The 19,198-nt window shown below is 64.3% G+C and carries 18 protein-coding genes; all 18 read right to left on the reverse strand.

Annotation, left to right across the window (positions count from 1 at the left end):
• Positions 1 to 12: 12 nt before the first annotated feature.
• The 18 genes from AC066Y_RS30095 to AC066Y_RS30180 all read right to left on the reverse strand — a co-directional run bounded on the left by AC066Y_RS30095 (position 13) and on the right by AC066Y_RS30180 (position 19,148).
• Complete coding sequence (locus AC066Y_RS30095; RefSeq protein ID WP_478277029.1) at positions 13 to 1,008, reverse strand: FecR family protein; 996 nt, start codon at positions 1,006 to 1,008, stop codon at positions 13 to 15.
• A 94-nt stretch (positions 1,009 to 1,102) separates the two neighbouring features.
• Positions 1,103 to 1,606, reverse strand: a complete 504-nt coding sequence (locus AC066Y_RS30100; RefSeq protein WP_176532285.1) for an RNA polymerase sigma factor — start codon at positions 1,604 to 1,606, stop codon at positions 1,103 to 1,105.
• A gap of 10 nt (positions 1,607 to 1,616) precedes the next feature.
• Positions 1,617 to 2,423: a TonB C-terminal domain-containing protein gene (locus AC066Y_RS30105; RefSeq protein WP_478277030.1), complete on the reverse strand. Its 807-nt coding sequence runs from the start codon at positions 2,421 to 2,423 to the stop codon at positions 1,617 to 1,619.
• A gap of 72 nt (positions 2,424 to 2,495) precedes the next feature.
• Positions 2,496 to 4,784, reverse strand: a complete 2,289-nt coding sequence (locus AC066Y_RS30110) for a nitric oxide reductase activation protein NorD (RefSeq protein ID WP_478277031.1) — start codon at positions 4,782 to 4,784, stop codon at positions 2,496 to 2,498.
• 14 nt (positions 4,785 to 4,798) lie between these two features.
• Positions 4,799 to 5,611: an AAA family ATPase gene (locus AC066Y_RS30115; protein ID WP_478277032.1), complete on the reverse strand. Its 813-nt coding sequence runs from the start codon at positions 5,609 to 5,611 to the stop codon at positions 4,799 to 4,801.
• A 49-nt stretch (positions 5,612 to 5,660) separates the two neighbouring features.
• Complete coding sequence (locus AC066Y_RS30120) at positions 5,661 to 6,680, reverse strand: alpha/beta fold hydrolase (RefSeq protein ID WP_478277033.1); 1,020 nt, start codon at positions 6,678 to 6,680, stop codon at positions 5,661 to 5,663.
• Between the two features lie 34 nt (positions 6,681 to 6,714).
• Positions 6,715 to 8,049 (reverse strand): purine-cytosine permease family protein, encoded by a 1,335-nt coding sequence (locus AC066Y_RS30125; RefSeq protein ID WP_478277034.1) that lies wholly within the window; start codon positions 8,047 to 8,049, stop codon positions 6,715 to 6,717.
• Between the two features lie 81 nt (positions 8,050 to 8,130).
• The gene (locus AC066Y_RS30130) at positions 8,131 to 9,168 is read right to left on the reverse strand and encodes an aliphatic amidase (RefSeq protein WP_092125395.1); all 1,038 of its coding nucleotides are present in this window, start codon (positions 9,166 to 9,168) and stop codon (positions 8,131 to 8,133) included.
• 32 nt (positions 9,169 to 9,200) lie between these two features.
• On the reverse strand, positions 9,201 to 9,893 hold the full coding sequence (gene urtE, locus AC066Y_RS30135) for an urea ABC transporter ATP-binding subunit UrtE (protein ID WP_092125394.1): 693 nt from the start codon (positions 9,891 to 9,893) through the stop codon (positions 9,201 to 9,203).
• Positions 9,886 to 10,638 (reverse strand): urea ABC transporter ATP-binding protein UrtD, encoded by a 753-nt coding sequence (urtD, locus tag AC066Y_RS30140; RefSeq protein WP_092125393.1) that lies wholly within the window; start codon positions 10,636 to 10,638, stop codon positions 9,886 to 9,888. The genes urtE and urtD overlap by 8 nt, the downstream gene beginning before the upstream one ends.
• Positions 10,635 to 11,774: an urea ABC transporter permease subunit UrtC gene (urtC, locus tag AC066Y_RS30145; protein ID WP_478277035.1), complete on the reverse strand. Its 1,140-nt coding sequence runs from the start codon at positions 11,772 to 11,774 to the stop codon at positions 10,635 to 10,637. Before urtC ends, urtD begins: the two co-directional genes overlap by 4 nt.
• Before the next feature lie 16 nt (positions 11,775 to 11,790).
• Complete coding sequence (gene urtB / locus AC066Y_RS30150; protein ID WP_478277036.1) at positions 11,791 to 12,660, reverse strand: urea ABC transporter permease subunit UrtB; 870 nt, start codon at positions 12,658 to 12,660, stop codon at positions 11,791 to 11,793.
• Between the two features lie 121 nt (positions 12,661 to 12,781).
• Positions 12,782 to 14,032, reverse strand: coding sequence for a transporter substrate-binding domain-containing protein (locus AC066Y_RS30155; RefSeq protein ID WP_478277037.1), 1,251 nt, complete (start codon positions 14,030 to 14,032; stop codon positions 12,782 to 12,784).
• Between the two features lie 127 nt (positions 14,033 to 14,159).
• Positions 14,160 to 14,801, reverse strand: a complete 642-nt coding sequence (locus tag AC066Y_RS30160) for an ANTAR domain-containing response regulator (protein WP_478277038.1) — start codon at positions 14,799 to 14,801, stop codon at positions 14,160 to 14,162.
• Entirely contained in the window at positions 14,798 to 15,952 is a 1,155-nt protein-coding gene (locus AC066Y_RS30165; protein WP_478277039.1) for a transporter substrate-binding domain-containing protein, read from the reverse strand. The genes AC066Y_RS30160 and AC066Y_RS30165 overlap by 4 nt, the downstream gene beginning before the upstream one ends.
• 273 nt (positions 15,953 to 16,225) lie before the next feature.
• Complete coding sequence (locus AC066Y_RS30170; RefSeq protein ID WP_478277040.1) at positions 16,226 to 16,675, reverse strand: Zn-ribbon domain-containing OB-fold protein; 450 nt, start codon at positions 16,673 to 16,675, stop codon at positions 16,226 to 16,228.
• Entirely contained in the window at positions 16,672 to 17,868 is a 1,197-nt protein-coding gene (locus AC066Y_RS30175) for a thiolase C-terminal domain-containing protein (protein ID WP_478277041.1), read from the reverse strand. Before AC066Y_RS30175 ends, AC066Y_RS30170 begins: the two co-directional genes overlap by 4 nt.
• Positions 17,865 to 19,148, reverse strand: coding sequence for a CaiB/BaiF CoA transferase family protein (locus AC066Y_RS30180; protein WP_478277042.1), 1,284 nt, complete (start codon positions 19,146 to 19,148; stop codon positions 17,865 to 17,867). Before AC066Y_RS30180 ends, AC066Y_RS30175 begins: the two co-directional genes overlap by 4 nt.
• Positions 19,149 to 19,198 lie beyond the last annotated feature (50 nt).

Here is a 19,198-nt window from a genome sequence, read left to right on the forward strand (position 1 = left end):
CTGGAGGCCTCCTCAGCTGAGCAGCACAATGCCGCCGGGAAGTGTCTTGGCTTTCACGCCAAAGGCTTGTTCGAGCTGCAGGAGAACCTCGTCGATCCGATCGATATGGAAGCGGCCGTTGATCAGATGGGCGTTAAGCTCGGCATTGACGATGAAAATCCGGCCCGACCGGTACCGGTTCACCTCCTCCACCACCTTGGGCAGGGGCGTGTAGCGGAAGATCAGCAATCCCTCCTGCCAGGCCGCCTCGACGGCCGGATCGATCGCGACGAGGTCGCTCATGCGCCTCTCGTCATAGGCGATCTGCTGCCTTTCACGAACGGTACGGGCGTTTCCCTGATGCTCGACGCGAACCTCGCCGCCGAGACAGGTGACGCGCACCTCGGCTCCGAGGTAGCGGACGTCGAACGAGGCTTGCGATGCCACCGTTTGACCACTGGACGCGATCACCGTCACCGATCGGGACTGCTGCGTGGCCGTCGCGATCGATGCCTGTCCCGTGATCAACTCGATCCGGCTGGTGTCGCCATGATCCGGGCGCAGCGCGATGCTGGTTCGCGTGTCCAGGTTGATCGACACATTGTCGTTCAATGCGAGCTTGCGCTGCTCTCCAGTACCGGTCCGGTAGTCGGCCGCAAGCTCGGACCATGACGGCCAGAGCTCGAGCGGGGGCCGCAGCGTCACCGCTCCGACGGCGGCCGCGGCGGTCGCAAGTCCCCCGCCGAGCACCAGCCTGCGGGTCATCACGCGCTTCGCTTCGCCGTCAAGCAATGCGCCCAGCGACGCAGGGTCATACCGGAGGTTATGGCCGGCTTGGCCGACCGTCTCCCAAAGCTTGCTTGCCTTGGCAAAGGCAGTCGCATGGGCCGCGCTCTGCTGGCGCCACAGCTGGAATGCCTCGGCGTCCTCGACTGTCGCGTCTCCTGACGTCAATCGCCTCACCCAGGCATGTGCCTCCCGCTCCATCGCGCCGAGCCCTATCGTCGATTTGCCGCCTTCGTACGTCATGCGGACTCGCCTCGCCGCGCGCGCAAACGGCAGCCTCCGCGGCCGAACCGTCCGCCTATCCACCTGACGTTCGCGATAGCCATCAACCGCACAACTATTTTCCCAGCTTCAGCGCGCAGTGTTCCTGGGCGAGGCGGAGTTCCTTCTCGACCAGGCGCAACGAGACCCCGAGCCGGCTGGCGATCTCCCGCTGCGGCATTCCCTGAAGCCGCGCGGCCAGCAGGATGACCCGGCGGCGCGGCGTCAATTCCGCGATCGCCTTCTCCAGGGCCTCGATCTCGAAGCGAGCCTCCGTGATCTGACCCGGCCCCGGCGCGTCGTCCACAATATGAAGCAGATCCTGAACCTCATTGCGGGCCAGACGCCGTTTCTCGGCCCGCTGCCGGTCGATTGCGACGTTAAAGGCCATGCGGAACAGATAGGCCGCCGGGCTTTGCACCGACCCCGCCACCTCGGCCCGCCCGAGACGCACATAGGTGTCCTGCAACGCATCGCTGGCAAGCTCCGCCGATCCGAGACGACGGCTCAGCCGCAGCTTGAGATCGTCGTAACGGGCAGCCAGGAAGCTGCGCAGCATGGTCCGGGTTGCGTCGCTCATTGCGGCACGCTCAATTCACCCCACCGCTGGTCCGGATTGCGTCGATCCCGGCGCAGTCCTGCGTCCGTTCCGACGGACGCGCCGCAACGACCATCGTGAGGGGTTGCGAGATGCCGGGCGGCGGCACCTCGTTCATGCTCAATCCGCGAAGGGTCGTCTCGATCGCGCTGTCGACCCGGTCATCGCCTGTCTTGCTCAAGAGTCTGGTCTGTTGCACGGATCCCGTTGCAGCGATCCAGAACTGCACGGCGATCCGATAGCGGCCCGGCCGCAGCAAAGTATCCCTGCAGAAGGCGTCGCGAACGCGCTCCTGCACCACGGCATAGTAACGGGCACGAATGACCGGATCGCCTTTTCGCGCATCGACGTCAGACGCCGCCGGCTGACCGGCAGCCGCAGCCGAGGGCACGATCACCACGGCGTTCTCCGACGTCAGACGGCCGACAAGGCCGGTGCCATCGAGCAATATCTGTAGGGCTTCAGAAGGCGCGAAAACGCCCCTCACCTCGCCTGAAAGGCGGCCGGTCGCAAGCCGCGCATCGTAGAGCACCTCACGCCGCGACGTGGCGCCATAACTTTCCAGTGCGGATGTCAGGGGTTGCGACGGAATATCGAAGGTGAGGCGCGGCGCAGCAGCGGTCGGACTCTCCTGCGCCATCGCGACATCGCTGCCCGCGCCCAGCATGCAGAGGCAGATCAAAACGCAAAATCGACGAGCGTCTGAGGGGCGCCCTGCCAAGCCCCTCGAAAGATATCCAATGCTCATCGTATCCGCGTCGATTGTTTCCCAAGGCGGGCGACTGTGTCCAATCTGCAACGTTAGCGTCGAAGTGTGACAGCGGTGCGTAGGCTCGTGGACGAGGATCCGAGCCCGCTCGGGATCGCAGCGCTATTTCTTCAGTTCCGCATAAAGCTGCATCACCCGTTGCGGCAAAACCTCGATGCGGGGCACCCGGAGCGCATGGCGCTCGCCGAAAATGCGATCGAGCTGGGGAAATCTGTCCTCACCGATGCCGAAGGCAAATATATCGGTGCCGCGCCGCCTCAGCTGCTGAGCGGCACGGCGCGCGTCCTCCACCAGATATTGCGGATCGGGCACATCGACGTCGGACGGCTCGCCGTCGGTCAGAACCAGCAACACCTTGCGGAATGCGCGTCGCCCCGCGAGGTAGCCCCCGGCGTGGCGCAACGCGGCACCGAGCCGGGTGGAATGGCTGCTGCCAAGGCCCGCGAGACGCGAACGCACGACGGCGTCCATCGGCTCCTCGAAGCCCTTGATGCGGAGATAGCGCACGCGCTCGCGGCCGTCGGAGCTGAAGCCGTGCACCGCGATCGCGTCATTGGCGGCCTCGACCGCCGTCGCCATGATCGCGGCGGCCTTGCGCTCGACGTCGAGAATCGTCCGGCCGCGACGATCGCGGTCCGCGGTCGATTGCGACAGGTCGAGCAGCAGCAGAACGGCAAGATCACGCGGTCCCGGCGCATCGCGCTGATAGACCCTCGGCTCGCTGATGCTGCCGGCACGGCGCTCGATCGTCAGCGCGATCGCCGCGTCGATGTCGAGCGCGTCGCCGTCGCGCTGGCCCTTGTGTCTGATGCGGCGGCCGATCGAGGCGTCGCGGGTCAGCTCGGTGATCCAGCGCATCGCCTCGGCATCCCTCGAAGGGTCGAACGGCTGCGTGGAAACCGCTGCGTCAGCCTCCAGGATCGTGGTCCAGTCCGCGCGCTCGGTGCGCGTCGCATAGTCCCATTCCGGGTAGGTTGCGACCGGAAATCCGTCCAGCAGGGTCACCGCTGCGGCCTTCGCGCGCAGCGTCTCGTCGGGCCTTGCGTCGTTGTCGGTGGACTGCCCATCGACGTCGTCGCGGCGCTCGATCCGCACCGAATCGACCGCAAGTTCGATCGTCTCGGCCGGGCTGTCCGGCTGATCGCCAAAATCCCACAGCGCCAGATTGTCATCGCGATAGGCCGGCTCGACGACGTAGCTCCTGGCATTGAACTGCAGCCGCATCTGCCCGATGTCGTTGCCGAGCAGCCCGCCGATCTCGCGGCTGACGGCCGGATCAATCCAGCGGTCGGCGGCATCGGCAAACAGTGCGCGCCCCTTGGTCACCCACGCATCCGGATCCTGATAGTCCGGATCGATCAGCGCCCGCGCGAGCCGCATCATCAGTCCGGCGGCGGTTGCCTGGCCGGTTGGCGTCGCACTGTGGAATGGCAACCAGAGCCGGCGCAGCCCGGGCATCTCGCGAAGCGCCAGCGTCTCGACCCGGGCATCCTCGATCAGCGAGACCAGCGCGATCTGCAGCGCCTTCAGCCGCCCGACAGGAAAGCGGAGGGTGGAGTGCACCAGATGCGCGCCGGCATGCGCGACCGCGGCGAGATAGATGGTGTCCGCCGCCTCGCCCGCGAAGCCGGGAAAGGTCTCCGGGAGCCCGATCAGGCCGGCGGCGAGCGAGGCGCGCCGTGGCACCGGCGTCGGCGCAACCGCAAGCTTGCGGAAACGCGGCTTCCTGTTCCAGAGGGCGAGCGTGGTTGCGGCGAGGCGCTTTTCCAGGCGAGCAAAATCATCGCCGGTCCGGCCGACCGCGAACAGCCGCGCCGAGAGCGGATCGTCGAGCGCGAAATAGGCGCGCCGGCGCGATGCGCGGCCGCCGCTTGCGCGCAAGCCGGCCGAAACCCAGGCGGAAAAATCGTCGGCCCCGGCGTGCGCGAGCAGCGGCTCCAGCCGGCCGAGCGCAAGGCCCACCGATTCCGGGCCTGCATCTGCGAGTTGGCCGAGCGCGGCAAGAACCACCGTGAGTTCTCCGGCACTCGCAAGCCGCGGCAGCACTTTGGACAATTCGGTCAGCAAGGCATGGGCAGCGCGGCTTCCGGCGCTGCGGCCGATATCGCCTGCGGCGCGTCCGATCGCGATCAGGTCATCGGTCGATCGCAGCGCCGGCCATTGCTCCGATAGCTTTAGAAAGCCCAGAACCACCGCCTGGCCGAGGTTGGCCTCGAACAGGTCGTGCACCGCCTCGTCCCAGGCCGCCAGACGATCGAACGCCCCCATCCGGTGCAAGGCGGCCCGCGCCGCCTGCACCGCCACGGCGATCTCATCGTGGCCGCGCAGCAGCGCCGCAAGCCGGCGCCCGGACCGGAAGCCATCGAGCGAACTGATTTGCGCGACCGCCACCGCCGAGTTTCCGTTTACGCAGAGGCCGAAATCACGTCACGCAAGGTGTTCCTGGTGTCCGCATCATCGGTCAAGGGAACGACGATCGTGGTCTCGCAGGCCTTTTCGAGGCTGATGCCGCATCCGATCAAGCGGCCGGCATTGACCAGCATCCGGGTCGAAGCGCCTTCGTCGAGACCCTGGCCCTTCAAATTGCGGCTGTGCTGGGCGATCTTCACCAGGAGATCGGCGAGATTGGGCTCGATGCCGGCCTCGCGCGACACCACCTCGGTTTCGACCGGCCGGTCGGGATACCCGAAATCCAGCGCCGCAAAACGCTGCTTGGTGGATTCCTTGAGGTCCTTGATCGCGCTCTGGTAGCCCGGATTGTAGGAAATCACGAGCTGGAAATCGGAATGCGCGTGGATCAGCTCGCCACGCTTTTCCAGCGGCAGCACACGACGATCGTCGGTCAGGGGATGGATCACGACCGTCGTGTCCTGACGCGCCTCGACGATCTCGTCGAGGTAGCAGATCGCGCCGAGACGCACGGCCGTCGTCAGCGGGCCGTCGCTCCACACCGTACCCTCCGCATCGAGCAGCCACCGCCCCACCAGATCCGCCGCCGTCATGTCCTCGTGACAGGCGACCGTGATGAGCGGCCGGCCGAGCCGCCAGGCCATGTATTCGATGAAGCGAGTCTTGCCGCAGCCGGTCGGACCTTTCAGCATCACCGGCATGCGGTTGGCATAGGCTGCGCCGAACAGTTCGACCTCATCCTTGACCGGCCGGTAATACGGCTCCTGGCGGATGCGGTACTGGTCGAGCAGCAAAGCGGGATTGGACAAGCTCACGCCTCCCATGATCGCGCAGGCAGCCGTTCGCAACCGATTGAACTCACGATGCGAGCAGTTCCTTGAGCTTGCTATCGATGAAGGCGACATCGACCGGATTGGTCCCCGGCCCGCCCGCGAAATGTCCCCAGATCGACGGCACCGGCACGAACTTGGCGTTCGGCATGTTCGCGACCTCGTTCTCGCTGTCTTCAGGCGGGAAGTAGAGATCGGTCTGCCCCGGCATGACGTAGGCCTTGGCCTTGATCGCCTTCAGCGCAGCCTTGAAGTCGCCGTTGTAGATCTCGTTGGCACTGATGTCGCCATTCTGCCAGGTCCACAGCATGGTGAGCAGGTTGTTGGGATCCTTCGGCAGGAAGAAGCCCTCCCAGAACGCCACTAGGAAATCCTCCAGCGACGAATAGCCCATCGTGTTGATGTCGAGCTGCTCGCGGTAGAAGGCCTGCGAAAAGCCCCAACCGGCATAGACCCGCGCGGCGGCGCGCAGGCCGCGGGCCGGCTTGTCGGTGTACCAGCCCTCCTTCCACGCCGCATCCGCCGTGAGCGCGGCCTTCACGCCCTCGAGGAACACGTAGTTGTGACGCGAGCATTTCGCAGAGCCGCAGAACGGCGCCAGCAGATCCATCATATCGGGATAGAGCGCGCCCCAATGGAACGTCTGCAACGCGCCCATCGACCAGCCGACCACCAGACGGATGTGCTTGATGCCGAACTTCTCGGTCACCAGCCGGTGCTGGGCGCGGACATTGTCATAGGCCGTCACCTGCGGAAAACGCGGCCCGTTGTAAGGCTCCGGCGTATTGCTCGGCGACGACGACAGGCCGTTGCCCAGCATATTTGGAATGATGATGAAGTACTTCGCCGGATCGAGCGCCATGCCCGGCCCGATCAGCCATTCATTGTCGGTGTGCTGGCCGGAGTACCAGGTCGGATAGACGATCACGTTGTCCTTGGCCGCGTTGAGCTGGCCAAACGTCTTGTAGGCGAGCTTGCAGTCGCGGAGGGTCGCGCCGCGCTGCAAGGCCAGATTGCCGAGATCATAGATCTGATAGTCGACGCTCATTGATGTATCCTTCTTGCTTGATCGAGCTTGTCGCTTAAGCGGGCCGCGCCACCTTTTCGGTGGAAGATTCCACCCGCGCGATCGCCCCGTACACGATGCCGGCGACCAGCGCGGCTGATATCGCAGTGGACAGCCCCGGCATCAGATTTTCAACCGCAAATGCGCACAGCGACCCGATGCCCCAGGCAATGAAGGGCTTCGCGCGCCAGTCCACGTCCGCACGCGCCCCGGTCCGCAACAGGTACTGATCGACCAGGATGATCGCGCCGATCGGCGGCACGAGGATGCCGAGCAGCGACAGCCACTGGATGAAGAACGCCCAGACATTCCCCGCGGCAACGATGATGCCGATGGCGCCGAGGATCACGGCCATCAGCCGCATGTTGGTCCCGAGGATACGCGACCAGCCGGTGGCCGCATTGTACAGGCAGTGCGAGCAGACCGATCCGAGATTGGCGTAGAGGAAGACGAACGCGAGAATGCTGAGCCAGGTGAGCTGCTTGCCGTTCATGTAGCCGAACATGTTGTCGACACCGAACGGGTTGGCGTTCGGCACCGCAAGCGCGGCCGTCATCACGCCGCCGACCAGCATCGCCACCAGATTGGCGAACGGAAATGCGCTGAACGTGGCGAACAGGGACGCGCGCGGACTCGGCGCCCAGCGGTTGAAGTCCGCCGTCACTGTGCCGGCGTCGATGAATAGCGCGAGCACCACCGTGAGACCGACGCCCATCGACATGCTGGCTACGCCATTATTGCCGGCATAACTGAAGATCGCCGCTGCCGTCGTGGTCGACGCCGCATCGGCCGCGACCCAAAGTCCGAGGACGACAAACAACGGAACCGACGCCAGCCCGATATAGTGCAATCCCTTCACGCCGACGAAGGTGATGCCGATATAGAGCACGCCTGCGACGATGGTCATCGCCACATAATTGAGGCCGTAGGTCGAGGAGATCAATGCGCCGGTGATGCCGGTCTGCACCGCATACCAGCCGAGCAGCAAGGTCGACAGCAGGCCCGACGCCAGCACATAGCCCTTCTTTCCGAACACGATGCTCGCGATCAGCGCGAAGTTCATGCCGCGCCTGGTGCCGATCAGGCCGAGCGCGCCCACATAGGCGAACATGATCAGATTGCCGACGATCATGGCCACCAAAGCATTCTTGAAGCCCATGCCCAGCACCAGCAGCGATCCCGTCATTGCGCCGGTGATGATCATCGGAAAGCCCAGCCACACCATGGTGACCGAGAAGGCGCTGCGCCGGGCGCTGATCGGCACCGGCTCGTGCTCGAACTCGTGACCGAGAAGGTCGTCGATCTGCCCCTCGGTCTGGTGCACCAGTCCGCTATTTGCTTCGCTGCTCATGGTAACCCCCGTTTCCCGCTGCAACAGTTTCAGAACCGCGCCGGCGCGAATGATCGCGCCGGCACAGCTCGGCTTTTCCAATCAACGATGCGCGACTTTCTGGTTCGGAATGCCCTCGATCGGACACTCGTCGGTCCCGACAGTCGGACGGGTCATGGCTTCAACCATCTCCCGCGTACCTTCGGGGTCCGTGATCCAGTTCTTGTAGAAGGTGTACGGACAGACCGCGTGGCCGCGATCGCCCTCTCCGGAGTTGATCAGGCCGGTATAGCCGCGGTGCATCAGCTTGAAGAGATGGTTCTGCGACTGCATGTTGCGGCGGGCATCGCGGATCAGCGACACCGAGAGCTGGGCGTACTGGATGCCGTTCTCCTCGGTGCCGCACTCGCCGAGCGTCCGGCCGTCGAAGCCGATGAGCGCGGAATGGCCGAAGTAGGAATACACGCCGTCGAAGCCGGAGGCGTTGGCGACCGCAACGTAGCAGTTGTTGGCCCAGGCCATCGATTTCGAGATCTGGATCTGCTGCTCCTTGGCCGGATACATGTAGCCCTGGCAGCGGACGATCAGCTCGGCGCCGCGCATCGCGCAGTCACGCCAGATCTCCGGATAGTTGCCGTCGTCGCAGATGATCAGGCTGATCTTCAGGCCCTTCGGTCCCTCCGAGACATAGGTGCAGTCGCCGGGATACCACCCTTCGATCGGCACCCACGGCATGATCTTGCGATACTTCTGGACGATCTCGCCCTTGTCGTTCATCAGGATCAGCGTGTTGTACGGCGCCTTGTTGGGATGCTCCTCATGGCGTTCGCCGGTCAGCGAAAACACGCCCCAGACCTTCGCCTTGCGGCAGGCATCGGCGAAGATGCGGGTTTCCTCGCCCGGCACTGACGAAGCCGTCTCGTACATCTCCTTGGAGTCGTACATGATGCCGTGGGTCGAGTATTCCGGGAAGATCACGAGGTCCATGCCCGGCAGACCGAGCTTCATGCCCTCGACCATCTTGGCGATGTTGCGCGCGTTATCCAGCACCTCGGCCTTGGTGTGCAGACGCGGCATCTTGTAATTGACCACGGCAACGCCGACCGTGTCCTTGCTGCTCGATATATCTCCATGCAACATGTCTCGACTCCCTTTCTGAACGATAATTCCCGCTACACGGCCATGTGTAGCTGGATGAGATCATCGGTGAGCTCACCGATCGCGCCCTTGGCGACGACGCGTCCCTTTTCGAGCAACGCGAAGCGGTGGGACGCGCGCCGCGCGAACGCGACATTCTGTTCGACCAGCACCACCGTGATTCCGCGCTCGCGATTGAGTTTGACGATCACGTCCTCGATCTGCTCGACGATGTTCGGCTGGATGCCCTCGGTCGGCTCGTCCAGCAGGATGACCTTGGGCTGGGCAAGCAGCGCACGTGCGATCGCAAGTTGCTGCTGCTGACCGCCGGAGAGATTGCCGCCGTAGCGATTGAGAAAATCCTTGAGCACCGGAAACAGCTCGAGCACCCATTCCTCGATGCCGTTGGCCGATTTCGCCGCGAAGGTTCCGAGCGTCAAATTCTCCCGCACGGTGAAGCGCGGCAGGATGCCGCGGCCCTGCGGCACGTAGGCGATGCCGGCCTTGGCGCGCTGATGGGTCCGCAGCGGCGAGATGTCGGCGCCGTCGAGCGACAGGCGTCCGGTGCACCGGTCCATCAGGCCGAGGATGCTGCGCATCAGCGTGGTCTTGCCGACGCCGTTGCGGCCGAGCACCGACAGGAACTCGCCGTTGCCCACCATCAGATTGATGCCTTGCAGGGCGCGGCTGTTGCCATAGAAAGCGTCGACGTCGGTCAGCTCAAGCATGGCTGATGCCTCCCGATCCGAGATAGGCGCGGCGCACTTCGGGATGCGCCTCCACCTCCGCTGCGGTGCCCTCGGCCAGCATCTGGCCCATATGCATCACCGAGATGATGTCGCCGATCGCCTTGACGAAGCCCATGTCGTGCTCGACCACGATCAGCGTGTGCTTGCCCTTCAGCCGTGCGAACAGTTCGGCGGTCTTGCGGGTTTCCTGCGCCGTCATGCCCGCGGTCGGCTCATCCATCAGGATCAGCTCGGCGTCCTGGGCGACCAGCATGCCGATCTCCAGCCACTGGGTCTGGCCGTGCGACAAATAGGCGGCCGGCCGGTCGAGCTGCTCGGTGAGTCCGACCAGCTCGGCAAGACGCTCGATGTCGTCGCGCCCAGCATTGCCGATACTCCAGCGCAGATTGCCGAACACGGAGGTGCGGCGCGCCCGCGCCACTTCGAGATTGTCGCTGACCGAGAGCTCGCGGAAGACGCTCGGCACCTGGAACTTGCGGCCGACACCGGCGCGGGCGATCTCGTATTCCTCGAGATCCTGCAGCGCGGTGCCGTCAAAGCTGACGGTGCCTGCGCTGGGCTTCACCTTGCCGCAGATGATGTCCAGCGCCGTGGTCTTGCCGGCGCCGTTCGGCCCGATCAGGCAGCGTAGCTCGCCCTTGCCGACGCTCATGTTGAGCGAATTGAGCGCCTTGAAACCGTTGAAGCTGACCGAGACGTCGCGGAGATCGAGATGGGAGCTCATGTGCTGCCCTCCGTCTGGCTGACACCCCGTGCAACCGCGCCGCTGGTGGCCTGTCTGCGCTGGGCAACCCAGCGCCAAATGGCCTGCGCGAGGCCGGCGAGCCCCTTGGGCAGGAACAGCACCACGAGCACGAACAGCGCGCCCATCACCAGCGTCCAGGTTTCGAGGAACGCCGCGGATTCCGACAGCGCGCCCTGCATGCCCGCGACCAGCACCGCGCCGAGGAATGCCCCGACCAGGCTTTGCCTGCCGCCGACGGCGCACCACACCACGACCGAGAGCGAGAGCTGCACGCCGAGGAAGGTCGGCGAGGCAAACTCCATCACGATCGTGTAGAGCATGCCGGCGAGACCTGCGATCGCAGCCGACAGCGCGAACACGAAGATCTGGTAGAGCGCGACGTCGTAGCCGAAGTAGCGCACCCTACTCTCGTGGTCGCGGATCGCCTGCACGATCAGGCCGGCCCTTGACTTGGTGAAGGCAAAGGCAACCAGCAGACTGAGCAGCACACATCCGGCAACGAGATAGTAGGTCGCGCGGCCATAGGCATCGAACGCGACGCCGAACAGCTCGAGCTGGGCGAGATCGGTGATGCCGTTGAAGCCGCCGGTGTAGCTCTGCTGGTCGATGATCACGAGATTGATCACCACCATGGTGGCGAGCGTGATGATCGAAACGTAGACGCCGGTGACCCGTCCTCGGAACATGAACCAGCCGAGTGCCGCCGCAACCAGCGCCGGCACGAGCAGGCCCGCGGCGATGGCGAAGCTGAGCGACCGGAACGGCTCCCAGAACCAGGGCAAATGCTGGACATTGTTCCAGACCATGAAGTCCGGCAGTCCGCTGGCCCCCGTATGCACCGGCACGGTCTTGAGCTTCAGCGCCATCGCCATGGCGTAGGAGCCGAGCCCGAAGCTCATCGCCTGGCCGAGATTCAGGATGCCGCCGAAGCCCCAGGACAGCCCGAGCGATATCGTGAGGATGCCCAGCACGAGATAGCGCGCGACCTTGTTGAGCAGGAAGTCATTGTTGAGCAGCACCGGGAGCGCGAACACCAGCGCGGAAACCATCAGCAACGGCGCAAGTTGCGCGATCAGGCGCTGCAATCCGCTGGAGTTGGAAATATTCGACGGCATAGATGAGCGATCTGTCTCAGGCCCGCACGCGTGCGGTGAAAAGCCCCTCGGGGCGGAAACGGATGAGGACGACGATAGCGAGCAGCACGATCGTCTTGGCCACCGTGTCGTTCTGCAGGAAGGCGATGCCGCCGGAGAGCTCCCCGAGGATGAAGGCACTCGCCACGGTGCCGGCGAGGCTCTGCACGCCGCCGAGCACCACCACCATGAAGGCGTCGACCACGTAGCCGGTGCCCATATCCGGCGACACGCTCTTGAGCGGCGACACCAGCGCGCCGGCAAGTCCGGCAAGGCCCGCGCCGTAGGCGAAGGTCAGCGCATAGACCCGCTTGGCATTGATGCCGAACGAGGCGGCGACCGACCGGTCCTGGATGATGGCCCGCAGCTTCATCCCGACCGGGGTGCGGTTCATGAGCAACCAGGTCGCCCCGAACAGCGCGATCGACACGACGAACAGGAACACCCGGTACGACGATATCGGGATGCCGAACACGTCCATGCTGTCGGCCAGCGCCGGCGGCAGCTGCACATAGCGGAGTTCGCTGCCGACCATCAGCCGCACCGCCTGCTGCAGCATGATGCCGACACCCCAGGTGGCGAGGATTGTGTCGAGCGGCCGGTTGTTGAGCAGGCTCAGGACGTAGCGCTCGATGACCCAGCCGAACGCGGCAACCACCAGGAAGATCGGTACGAGGCTCGCCAGCAGGCCGAGCCCGAGATAGGTGTGGAACACCCAGGCGGCGTAAGCGCCGAGCATCACGAACTCGCCGTGGGCGAGATTGATGATGCCCATCGAGCCGTAGATGATCGACAGTCCCAGCGCGACCAGCAGCAGAATCGACCCGATGCTGAGGCCTGTGACGATTTGTTCGATGAATTGGTCCACGTCGGGATCCGCTTTCAGTGTGTTCGGTTGATGCGCCCTCCCCTCGCTGGCGCGAGAGGTTGCATCTGTTGCCGGACGCTGGCCGCCGGCGCCGCACGCCGACGGCCGTCGTCAGCCCCCGTCAGCTCTTCTCGACCAGGCCCTTTTCGGTGCAGGACTGCCCGGGATAGGCCGCGTACGGCACCGGCTTCAGCCACTCCTTGGCCTCGACGAGGATCTCGAACTGGCCGTTCGACTTCGCCTGCGCGATCTTGGGCCATAGCCAGGTGTGCAGGTTCTCCGGCTCGATCCGGACCTTGCCCTGCGGCGCGATCACTTCCTGGCCCTTGACCGCGTCGCGGATGTTCGGCGGCGTGAGGTCGCTGGTTGCCAGCTTCTCGACCGCCTGCTTGAACAGATAGGTCTGGAAGTAGCAGGCCTCAGAGACGAAATGCGTCACCTTGTCGGCGCCCCAGCGCTTCTTGTAGGCCTCGACGAATTTCTCGTTCTCAGGCGACTTGTGCACCATGAAGTACGGCGCCGAGGTGAAGTGACCGGCGGCAGCCTCTCCGCCCATCGCCGCGACCTCGTTCTCGGAGGTCGTCAGGCTCGCCATCGGCATCTTCTCGGGATCGAGACCGGCCGCCTTGTACTGACGATGCAGCGCGACCACGGAATCGCCGACCACGGTGGAGAAGATCACGTTCGGCTGCGTCGAGCGGATCTTGTTGATGACGGAAGAGAATTCGGAATGGCCGAGCGGCACATATTCTTCCGCCACGACCTCGCCGCCGAGCTTCTCGAGCAGCTTCTTGCAATAGTTGTTCTCTTCCTTCGGATAGATGTAGTTGGAGCCGATCAGATAGAACTTCTTGCCGAACTTCTTGACCAGCCAGGGCACGAACTCGTCCTGCTGCTGGTTCGGCACCGCGCCGGTGTAGATGACGTTCTTCGAGCACTCGCGGCCCTCATAGAGCGTCGGATACCAATAGAGATTGTTCTGCCGCTCGAAGACCGGAAGCACCGCCTTGCGGCTCGCCGACGTATAGGAGCCGAACACGCTGACGCATTTGTCGCCGACGACGAGCTTGCGCGCCTTCTCCGAGAAGGTCGCCGGATCCGACGCGGGATCCTCGACGATCGGAACGATCTTGCTGCCCTTGATGCCGCCGGCGGCGTTGATCTCCTCGATCGCAAGCAGCGTCGCCTTGTTGAGCGATTCCTCGATGATCGCGGTGGTTCCCGTCAGCGAGAACAGCACGCCGACCTTGATCTCGCCGCCCGCGGCGTGCGCGAGGTCGGCGTTCTTGATCCAGATATGCGGCAGTCCGGCGCCGGCAAACGCGCCAAGCGCCGCGGTATTCCTCAGCAAAGTCCGCCGTGAAATGCTCATCCCTAGCTCCCTTCAGGACTGAAAAAACAAAAAGCCCTCCCGATGCGCGCTTACGCGAGCATTGGGAGGGCTTTGTTGCCGGTTGTGTCGAAGGCGGCGCTGTCGCCGCCGGCCCCGCTATTGGGGCTTACTGTTGATGATCGTAGCCAAGCAGTTCGAACGAGTCAACAATCGCCGCGGCGACTGCACTTGCCGACACGCGACGATCCATCGCCTGTCGTCTGATGAATCCATAGGCTTCGGTTTCCGGCATCTGGCGCGTCGCCATCAGGATGGCCTTGGCGCGTTCCACCGTGCGCATCGAGCGCAGATTGTCGTCGAGCTTCTCGATCTTGCTGCGAAGCCGCCGTTCGTAACTGAACTGGCTGCGCGCCAGCACGAGGCTGGACAACACAGCGTTCTGCGTGAACGGCCGCGGCAGAACGGCGTTGGGCGTTGCGTGACACAGCGCATCGGCGTGAACAGCTTCCGTCGCCGGCAGGATCACGACCAGCGCGGAACGCGCATCGCCGGGAATCCACGGCAGGCGCCGCGCCAGATCCGGTGAATATTCGCAGTACACCACGTCGGCATCGGCCGGCACGCTCTCCGGCATCGGCCAGACCTGGCGCACCCGCATCCTGAATCGCTGTAATTCGCGGAGCAACATGCCGACCTGATCGTCGACCGGCGCGACCACGACGGCCGACAGATCGGCAAGTTCCTGAACCATGGTCTTGCGTCCGCCGACGTCTCGGCTCAGCTGCGGCTTACGCGACTGCTCGTTCATTGGACGCTTCCTGTTTGCGTTGCACGACCATACCCGATCAGGAACGGATCCGCATGCACCGGCTCCTTCGACTGGCTGACCACATCGAACTGTCCCTGGCGGTTGGCGCGTCCGATGCGCGTCCACAGATCGGTGTGGCCCGACATCGGGTTGACGGTGACGGCACCTTGCGGTGCATCAAAGCTGGTGCCGAACACCATCGAGCGGAGCACTTCCGTGTCGAGCGAATTGACCTGCTCGAGCGCCTTTGCAAACAGATGCAGCTGGAAATAGGACGCCTCTGCGCACATGTTGGTCGAGATATCGGCGCCGAACCGCTTCTTGAAGCGCTGCACAAACGCGCTGTTGGCGCTGCCCTCGACGCCCTGGAAATAGGATGCCGCGGTGACGTGTCCTTCACCGACGTCGAAACCCATGGCGGCAATTTCGGCTTCCGTCGTGGTCAGGCTGGCGATCGGCACTTGCTTTGGATCGAGCCCGACATTCGCGTAGGCCTGATAGAGGAAGACCGTGCCCTCCCCCACGACGGTCGAGAAGATCACGTCGGGCCTGACCCGCTTGATGTCCTGGATGATCGGGACAAAGTCCTGCCAGCGCGCGTAGACATTGACGTAGCGCTCGCCCACGACCGAGCCGCCATTGCTCTTCAGCAGTTCGCGCATCACCCGGTTCGACTCGCGCGGATAGATATAGTCCGATCCCACGAAATAGAACCGTGTTCCGAACGTATCCATCAGATAGCGGCACAGCGCGAGGCTGTTCTGATTCGGCGAGGCGCCGGTGTAGATGACGTTCGGCGACGCCTCGAAACCCTCATAGAGCGTCGGATACCAAAGCAGGCCATTCAGCCGTTCGACCACCGGCAGCACCGCCTTGCGGCTCGACGAGGTGTAGCAGCCGAATATAGTGCTGACCTGATCCTCCACCATCAACCGTTTGGCGTAGTGGCCATAGGCGGCCGAGTCCGAGCCGGGGTCGTAGGCGACGGGAACCAGCTCGCGGCCGCACACCCCCCCTCCTTCGTTCACCTCCTCGATCGCAAGCTGCGTGCCCTGATACTGGGTCTCCTCGATCACCGACATGAAGCCGGTGCGCGAGAACAGCACTCCTATCCGCCACGGAGCGGACGTCGTTTGGGTAAGGTTCGACATGGTCAGGCCCTCGACAGAATTGGAGGGACGAGAGGGATTATTGTTCTTGTTGCTCTCGAACAGCATTGCCGGGGGCGGAAGATTGCATGTCATCTGCCGCGAGACAAGGACCCACGAAGCTCATCCTGTCAGCGAGTTGACGCGAAACCAGGCAAACCGGATGTCACCCGCGACGGATCACAGGTGCAGCGATCCACGGGCCATCTATCTCCGGTAGACGCGCGATCGATTGCCCGTATCGAGCGCAGGGATGGATAGTAACTCCGAAGAAACCTATGCCCGGCGCCATTGCAGCAGGGAGTAAGGCGGGTTCGACTCCGGGTGATGCTCGAAGATCCCTTCGACATCTGTGCCGATTACAACCGCCTGCTCGGGATCGCCGAGCAGATTGCCGACCATGCGAATGCCGCCGGCATGCGGCAGTTCGACAAGCACCGCGATGTAAGGTCCATGCCCTTTCAGCGCCGCATGCGACGGATGCCACACGCGCTCCCAGCTGAAGATCCGGCCGCGCGGCGTGACCTCAGTCCAGACCGGGTCGAAGGCGTGGCAGCGGTGGCAGAGCCATTCAGGTCCAAACTGCCACGTGTCGCAGCGGCCGCAGCGTTGCACCAGCAGCTTGCCCTGACGCAATCCTTCCCAATAAGGCGCGGAGAGGCCGTCAGGTTCTGCAACCGGGATCGGCAGGCCTGCCGGGAGATAGCGCGCGCTCGGCTTGCTCATAAGGTGGCCTCCGAACCCAAGATGAGGTTGCTCGCGGGAGAGACCATCGGACCTCCGATGACCATTGCGACCTCGCTGCGTCGAGCCTGGCTCGGCGAGGTGCCGCGCACCTGGCGAACCGCTTCCAGCACGAGCTCAAAACCGTGCATGTAGCATTCGGCGAGGTTGCCGCCGCTGGTGTTGAGCGGCAGCCGCCCGGACGGCGCGATCAGGTTCTCGAATGTCAGGAAGTCGTTGGCCTCCTCCGGCTTGAAGAAGCCGTGCTCCGCCAGCGCCATAACGACACCGCCGGTGAAATTCTCATACGCCTGGACCACGCCGACATCGGACGGCCCCACTCCGGCCATCCGATAGAGATCGGGCGCGACGGTGTCGAAACTCGCCGTGGCGTAGAGCGGCGCGTTGTGCGCCGTCGCTGCGGCGCGATGTCCGGATCCAAAGGCGGCACCGAGCAGATAGGCCGGCTTGTGCCGGAATTCTCTGGCGCGCTCTGCCGATACCAGCAGCAATGCCGCCGCGCCGTCATTTTCCATGCAGCAATCGTAGAGATGGAACGGCTCCACGATCCAGCGCGAGGCATCGTATTTCTCGACGTCCAGCGGCTTGCCGTGCATCACAGCGCGCGGGTTGGCCTGGGCATGGTGATAGGAGGCGAGCGCAATCGCGCGCAACGCCTCTTGCCGCACGCCGTGCTCGTGCATGTAGCGCTGCACCCGCATGGCAAAGCGCTGCGGCGGCGCCAGCACACCATAAGGCATCAGGTAGGACCGCTCGCCCGAAACCGTGTGGATCCCGCCCGCCTGTCCGAACCGGCCATGTTGGCCCTGCGCCAATGAGCGGAACACCACGACACAATCGGCGAGGCCCGCGACGATCGAGGCTGCCGCGTTGGCAACCGCAGCACAGCAACCGCCGCCGCCTCCGCCCCATTGCATGGTCGCGGAACGCAATCGATGCGTCCCCAGCGCCGCGGCCAGCCGCGAGGCCTCGCTGCGATCGTCGCTGTAAGACGAGAACCCGTCGATCTCGCGCGGATCGAGCCCGGCATCCTCGCACGCCGCCAGAATGGCTTTCAGCGCGAGCTTGAATTCCGGATCGGGAGAAGCGCCGTGGCGATAATAATCCGTTTCACCGATCCCGATCACAGCCACACGGCCCCGCAGCGTCCGCTCGTCTCGCGCGCGCGCCGTCACGGCTTGGCCTCCTGTCGCGCGGGCTGGCTGCCGAAGGCCCCGCCTGCGGCAAGCCGCGCGATCTCCACCTCATCGTAGCCGAGCAGCTCGCGCAGGACATTTTCGGTGTGCTGCCCGACGGCCGGTGCCGCGACGGGATCAGCGATCGGCGTCCGCGAATAGCGGATCGGCAGGTTCACGTTCGGCACCCAACCCACCGTCTCGTGAGGGATCCGGGTGACGATCCCGCGCTCCCTTGCCTCCGGGGAACGGATCGCCTCGCCGACGGTGCGCACCTGACCGCAGGGCACCCCCGCCGCCCGCATCCGCGATTGCCAGTGCGACCAGGGCTGCTGCGCAAAGGCATCGCCAAGGATCGCGAACAACTCCCCGCGCCGACGGATTCGATCGGGGCCGGTTGCATAGATCTCAGCCGCCGCGAGATCCTCACGCTCGACAACCTGCGCCATCAGGCGTTGGAAAATCTTGTCGTTGCCGCAGTTGATATAGAAGGCGCAATCGCTCGCCAGGAACACACCCGACGGACAGGTGTCCGGGCTGGTGTTGCCGCTTCGCTTCGGATCGGCGCCGCTGAACAACGACTGCATGGTCGCATAGCCAGTCATCAGGACGGCATTCTCGAACAACGATACCTCGATGGCCTGGCCCTGTCCGCTGCGCTCCCGCGCGAACAGCGCGCCGAGGATCGCATTGCTTGCCATCATCGCGGTGCTGATATCCATCACCGGCGACAATGCGCGCACGCCCTCCCGGTCGGCATAGCCATTCATCGACACGAAGCCGCTCTCGACCTGCGCGATCGGATCGAAGCCAAGCCGGTCCGAAAACGCTCCGTCGCGGCCATAGGCCGACACCGCGCAATAGATGATCTCGGGTTTGATCTTGCGGCAGCTCTGATAGTCGAGCCCCAGCCGTGCCATCACATCAGCCGAAAAATTCTCGACGACGACGTCCGCCGTCGCGATCAGCTCGCGCGCGACCTTGAGGCCCTCAGGCGATTTGAGATCGAGGGCGACGCTGCGCTTGTTGCGGTTGGTCCAGAGGAACGGCGCACCGTGCCTGAGATCGGGATGCACCGGGGGATAGCGGCGCAAATCGTCACCGCGGCCCGGCGCTTCGATCTTGATCACCTCGGCGCCCATGTCGGCGAGGATCATGGTCGCAAACGGTCCCGCGATGAAATGCGAGAAATCGATCACCCGGACTCCCTCGAGCGCTCTTGGCGCATCGACGGGGCGCGGCGTGTGCTCGGGGAAGTCGGCTTCAAGCTGATCCAGCATCAGGGCATCCGTTAGTTTGGGAAGGGTTGATCCGAGTGTCGCTGCCGTCG

The sequence above is a fragment of the Bradyrhizobium sp. USDA3010 genome, assembly GCF_056429065.1.